The organism is Streptomyces sp. NPDC043867, assembly GCF_056435845.1.
The window spans coordinates 84,081-90,080 of the sequence record NZ_JBWKDS010000033.1 but is presented as its reverse complement, the minus strand read 5'-3'; the positions used below and the strand labels follow the sequence as shown (position 1 = coordinate 90,080).

Below are 6,000 nucleotides of genomic sequence, written 5' to 3'. Positions count from 1 at the left end.
ACCAGCAGCCAGCACAACAAAAACAACACCCCCCCCCCCCCCCCCCCTCCCCCCTCGGGGGGGGGGGGGTCCCCCCCCCCCCCCCCCCCCCCCCCACTTCGCCGTCCCCGTACCCCCGCGTCTCGCGGCGGAACGTTTGTACGAGAATGGGTACGACCGTTCGCGTGACGTGCAAAGCATGGCCCCGGCACCGGCGGCAGAGGCGGAACATTAGACTCGACAGACCCGGCAAAGCTCGAACAGCTCTATTGCAAGGAGGCACGGGTGCCGCTGCTGACCCGCATCAGGGGACCGCGCGATCTGGACCGGCTCAGCCTGGAAGAGCTGACGCAGCTGGCGGAGGAGATCAGGACCTTCCTGGTCGAAGAGGTCTCCAAGACCGGCGGCCACCTCGGCCCGAACCTCGGTGTCGTCGAGCTGACCATCGCCCTGCACCGCGTCTTCGAGTCGCCGAAGGACCGGGTCCTGTGGGACACGGGCCACCAGTCCTACGTCCACAAGCTGCTCACCGGCCGCCAGGACTTCTCGAAGCTGAAGATGAAGGGCGGCCTCTCCGGCTACCCCTCGCAGGCCGAGTCCGAGCACGACGTCATCGAGAACAGCCACGCCTCCACCGTCCTCGGCTGGGCCGACGGCCTGGCGAAGGCCAACCAGGTCCTGGAGCGGGACGACCACGTCGTCGCGGTCATCGGCGACGGCGCCCTCACCGGCGGCATGGCCTGGGAGGCGCTCAACAACATCGCTGACGCCAAGGACCGCCCCCTGGTCATCGTCGTCAACGACAACGAGCGCTCCTACGCCCCCACCATCGGCGGCCTCGCCAACCACCTGGCGACCCTGCGCACCACCGACGGCTACGAGCGCTTCCTGGCCCGCGGCAAGGACCTCCTGGAGCGCACCCCGGTCGTCGGCCGGCCCCTCTACGAGACCCTGCACGGCGCCAAGAAGGGCCTCAAGGACTTCATCGCCCCGCAGGGCATGTTCGAGGACCTCGGCCTGAAGTACGTCGGCCCGATCGACGGCCACGACATCGAGGCCCTGGAGTCGGCGCTCGCCCGCGCCAAGCGCTTCGGCGGCCCGGTCATCGTGCACTGCCTCACCGAGAAGGGCCGCGGCTACCAGCCGGCCCTCCAGGACGAGGCCGACCGCTTCCACGCCGTCGGCAGGATCCACCCGGACACGGGCCTGCCGATCTCCACCTCCGGCGCCGACTGGACCTCGGTCTTCGGCGAGGAGATGGTCAAGCTCGGCAGGGAGCGCGAGGACGTCGTCGCCATCACGGCCGCCATGCTCCAGCCGGTCGGCCTCGACAAGTTCGCCAAGGCCTTCCCCAAGCGGGTGTACGACGTCGGCATCGCCGAGCAGCACGCAGCCGTCTCCGCGGCCGGCCTCGCCACCGGCGGGCTGCACCCCGTCTTCGCCGTCTACGCGACCTTCCTCAACCGCGCCTTCGACCAGGTCCTCATGGACGTCGCCCTGCACAAGTGCGGCGTCACCTTCGTGCTGGACCGCGCCGGCATCACCGGCACCGACGGCGCCTCGCACAACGGCATGTGGGACATGTCGATCCTCCAGGTCGTCCCGAACCTGCGGCTGGCCGCCCCGCGCGACGCCGACCAGGTCCGCGCCCAGCTGCGCGAGGCCGTGGAGGTCGACGACGCGCCGACGGTGGTCCGCTTCTCCAAGGGCGCGGTCGGCCCGGCGGTGCCCGCGGTGGGCCGCGTCGGCGGCATGGACGTCCTGCGCGCACCCGGCACCGACGCACCCGACGTGCTGCTCGTCTCCGTCGGCGCCCTCGCGCCCATGTGCCTGGAGATCGCCGGCCTCCTCGACCAGCAGGGCATCTCCACGACCGTCGTCGACCCGCGCTGGGTCAAGCCCGTCGACGAGGCGATGGCCCCGCTCGCCGAGCAGCACCGTGTGGTCGTCACCGTCGAGGACAACTCCCGGGTCGGCGGCGTCGGTTCGACGATCGCGCAGGCCCTGCGCGACGCCGGAGTCGATGTGCCGCTGCGCGACTTCGGCATCCCGCCGCGCTTCCTCGACCACGCCTCCCGCAAGGAGGTTATGGCGGAGATCGGCCTGACCGCCCCGGACATCGCCCGCCAGGTCACCGGTCTCGTCGCCAAGCTGGACGGACGGTTCGAGCGCCCGGCGGCCCACGCCGTGGAGTCCGCCCGCGACTGACGCGCCACTGGTCCATTGGGCCGGTTCCCTCTCCCTGTACGGGTGGCGGAACCGGCCCGTTCGCGTGAACCTCCACGCGCCGCGGCATGCGCGGCGAGAGCCCCCTCGCATCATGTCGAGCACGACAAGCGTGGGAGGTACGCCCGTGAGCAGCACCCTCTTCAGGACGAAGAGAGTCGAACAGTCGATCTCGGACACTGAGGAGCCGGAGCACGCACTCAAGAAGTCGCTGTCCGCTCTGGATCTCACCGTCTTCGGTGTGGGTGTCATCATCGGCACCGGCATCTTCGTCCTCACCGGCACGGTCGCCAAGAACAACGCCGGTCCCGCGGTCGCCCTGGCCTTCGTGGTGGCCGGCGTCGTCTGCGCGCTCGCCGCGCTCTGCTACGCCGAGTTCGCGTCCACGGTCCCGGTCGCCGGTTCGGCGTACACCTTCTCGTACGCCTCCCTCGGCGAACTGCCCGCCTGGATCATCGGCTGGGACCTGGTCCTGGAATTCGCCCTCGGCACGGCGGTGGTCGCGGTCGGCTGGTCCGGGTACGTCGCCTCACTGCTCGACAACGCCGGGTGGCATCTGCCCGCGGCGCTCAGCGGACGGGAGGGCGCCGACGGTTTCGGCTTCGACGTCCTCGCCGCCGCCCTGGTCCTGGTGCTCACCGCCATCCTCGTGGTCGGCACGAAGCTCTCCGCGCGGGTCACCGCCGTCGTGGTCGCCATCAAGGTGACGGTCGTCCTGGTCGTGATCGTGGCCGGCGCCTTCTTCATCGAGGGCAAGAACTACGACCCGTTCGTCCCGAAGGCGAAGCCCGTGGAGGCGGGCGGCGGCCTCGCCTCCCCGCTCATCCAGCTGATGTTCGGCTGGGCGCCCTCCAACTTCGGCGTGATGGGCATCTTCACCGCCGCCTCGGTCGTCTTCTTCGCCTTCATCGGCTTCGACGTCGTGGCCACGGCCGCCGAGGAGACGAGGAACCCGCAGCGCGACATGCCCCGCGGCATCCTCGGCTCGCTCATCATCTGCACCACGCTGTACGTCGCCGTGTCGATCGTCGTCACCGGAATGCAGAACTACAAGCAGCTGTCCGTGGACGCCCCGCTCGCGGACGCCTTCAAGGCCACCGGACACCCCTGGTTCGCCGGCTTCATCAGCTTCGGTGCCGCCGTCGGCCTCACCACCGTCTGCATGATCCTGCTGCTCGGACAGACCCGCGTCTTCTTCGCGATGAGCCGCGACGGTTTGCTGCCCCGCTTCTTCTCGCGGGTCCACCCGCGCTTCAGGACCCCGCACCGGCCGACCATCCTGCTCGGCGTCATCATCGCCATCGTCGCGGGCTTCACCAGCCTGAGCGAGCTCGCCGAGCTGGTGAACATCGGCACGCTGTTCGCGTTCGTCGTCGTCGCCATCGGCGTGATCATCCTGCGCCGTACGCGTCCCGAGCTGCCCCGCTCCTTCCGCACCCCGCTGGTGCCCGTCCTGCCGATCCTGTCGGTCCTCGCCTCGCTGTGGCTGATGCTGAACCTGCCCGCCGAGACCTGGCTGCGGTTCGGCATCTGGATGCTGATCGGTTTCCTCGTGTACTTCCTGTACGGGCGTTCGCACAGCCGCCTCGGCAGGAGCCAGGAGGCCGCGGCGGGCGGCGCGGTTCCCCCGCCCGGCCGCACCACCGAGTGATCCGACCGATTCCCGCCCCGGCCCCGTATGTCCCGCTCCGGCGGAGACCGCGGGGCCGGATAGCGTGCACCGTATGCCCGCCGGCCCCCTCGCCCCGCCACGCTCCGCCCCCGCGCTCCGGCGGCGCACGGACCCCGGCTACTGGGGACGCCTGCTCCCCGCGCTGGCGCTGCTGACCTGCGTCACGCGCGTTCCCTCCTTCCTGCGGCCGCTGTGGAACCCGGACGAGGGGTATCTCGCCGTACAGGCGCGGCTGCTCGCCGACGGGGGAGAGCTGTACGAGACGGTCGTGGACCGCAAGCCGCCGCTGGTGCCGTGGCTGTACGAGGGCGCCTTCGCGCTCTTCGGCTCGGACTCGCTGACCCCGGTACGGGTCCTCGCGGCCCTGGCACAGCTGCTGACCGCCGTACTCCTGGCGTCCCTGGCCCGGCGCCGGTGGGGGGACACGGCCGGCCGTACGGCGGGAGCGCTGTACCTGCTGGCCTCCGTCGGGCTCAACCCCGAGGACGCGCAGGCCGCCACCTTCGAGGTGTTCATGCTGCCGTGCACGGCCGCGGCGATGTGGTGCGCGGACCGCCGCCGCTGGGGTGCGGCCGGGGCGGCCGTCGCGTGCGCGTTCCTCATGAAACAGACCGGCGGAGCGGTGCTCGTGCCGGTGCTGTGGCTGCTGTACCGGGACGCCGGCCCACGAACGGCCCTGCTGCGTACGGCCTTGGGCGCGACCGTGCCGGTGCTGGGCGCCGCGCTGCTCACCGACCCGTCGGGCTTCCTGTTCTGGACGGTCACCGGCTCGGGCGCGTACGCCAGCTTCACCGGTTCCGAACTGCACGTGCTGGCACGGGGTTCGGTCAACACCGCGATCCTCGCCGTGGCCTGCGCGGGGCTGATCCCGCCGGTCTTCCGCGTGCTGCGCTCCGCCCGCAGCGGTCCGGCGGAGCTCTGGCTGTGGCTCGCCTCCTCGGCGGCCGCGGTGTGCCTGGGGTTCCACTTCTTCGGGCACTACTACCTGCAACTCGTCCCGCCGATGGCGCTGTCGGCGACGGCGGCACTGCAGAGCCTGCCGCGCGGGCGGCGGGTGCGCGCCGTGGTGACGTCGGTCTGCTGCTGCGCGCTGTTCCTGACGTGGGGCGTGCTGGCCCCCCGGTCCGGCCTCACGCACGCCCAGCGCCTCGCGGACACGGTGGCCCGCCGGACGGAACCCGGCGACCGCGTCCTGGTGTGGGGCATACACCCGGAGGTCTACTGGCTCGCCGGCCGGGCCCCCGCCAGCCGCTATCTGACCGCGGGCCTCCTCACCAACTACAGCGGCGGCCGCAGCGGCCCCCGGGTCGGCGAGAAGTACGGCGTCGAGGGCGCCTGGCCGGTCTTCCGCGCGGAACTGGCCGCTCTCCCGCCGACGCTGATCGTCGACGACTCGGGCGACGGGCCGTACCGGCCGGAACGCGTGCCGTCACTGCGCCGGCTGCTGGCGTCCCGGTACGAGGCGGTGGGGGAGGTGGCGGGCGCGGTGCTGTACGTACCCGCGCGAGGCCGGAACTGACCCCGTACGGACGCCGGGTGGGGCCGGCCGTACGCGCGCGGCTCTGGCCGTACGTTCGTGAAGCCGGGGCGGACCGTAGGCCCGGGACGTCGGGGGGACCGTACGCGCGCCGGGTCGGGGCCGGCGTACACGCCGACCGGGGCCCGCCGTACGCGCTCGGCGGCAGGGCGGACCGTACGCCCGTGGTGTCAGGTCCGGCCGTTCACCGCGCGCGGGCCCACCACCTCCGCGCCGAGGGCGGTCACCCGGCGGCGCAGTTCGCGGTCGGCGGTGACGACGAGGCGGGCACGGCCGGGGGAGGCGGACGTCAGTTCCACGATGCGGTCGTCGCCGCTGCCGGGGGCGTCCTCGACGCGCACTCCCGGCACGGACTCCACACCGCGCGCGGCGCCCTCCAGCACCAGGACGACCTCCAGGGGGCCGGGGCGGCCGGGCAGCCCCCGCTCCGCGCGGTCGGTCAGCCGGTCCCGCAGGCGCACGGCGGCACCCCGGCGGTCGCGCCACCACCCGTCGGGCACCGAGCCCACCACGTTCGCGCCGTCGACGATGAGCAGGGTCGTCATGGAATCCACCCTGCCAGAGTGCCCGAGAGCCGGGGCCGAGC

The 6,000-nt window shown here is 72.3% G+C and carries 4 protein-coding genes; 3 read left to right on the top strand and 1 reads right to left on the bottom strand.

What is annotated here, in order from left to right:
- The first annotated feature begins 264 nt into the window (after positions 1 to 264).
- The 3 genes from dxs to AC069T_RS28190 all read left to right on the top strand — a co-directional run bounded on the left by dxs (position 265) and on the right by AC069T_RS28190 (position 5,396).
- On the top strand, positions 265 to 2,187 hold the full coding sequence (dxs, locus tag AC069T_RS28200) for a 1-deoxy-D-xylulose-5-phosphate synthase (protein ID WP_476750017.1): 1,923 nt from the start codon (positions 265 to 267) through the stop codon (positions 2,185 to 2,187).
- A 145-nt stretch (positions 2,188 to 2,332) separates the two neighbouring features.
- Complete coding sequence (locus tag AC069T_RS28195) at positions 2,333 to 3,856, top strand: amino acid permease (RefSeq protein ID WP_478785417.1); 1,524 nt, start codon at positions 2,333 to 2,335, stop codon at positions 3,854 to 3,856.
- A 73-nt stretch (positions 3,857 to 3,929) separates the two neighbouring features.
- The gene (locus tag AC069T_RS28190) at positions 3,930 to 5,396 is read left to right on the top strand and encodes an ArnT family glycosyltransferase (RefSeq protein ID WP_478785416.1); all 1,467 of its coding nucleotides are present in this window, start codon (positions 3,930 to 3,932) and stop codon (positions 5,394 to 5,396) included.
- 188 nt (positions 5,397 to 5,584) lie between these two features.
- Here AC069T_RS28190 and AC069T_RS28185 read toward each other — a convergent pair whose 3' ends face one another.
- Positions 5,585 to 5,959, bottom strand: a complete 375-nt coding sequence (locus tag AC069T_RS28185; RefSeq protein WP_478785415.1) for a PIN domain-containing protein — start codon at positions 5,957 to 5,959, stop codon at positions 5,585 to 5,587.
- Between the last annotated feature and the right edge of the window lie 41 nt (positions 5,960 to 6,000).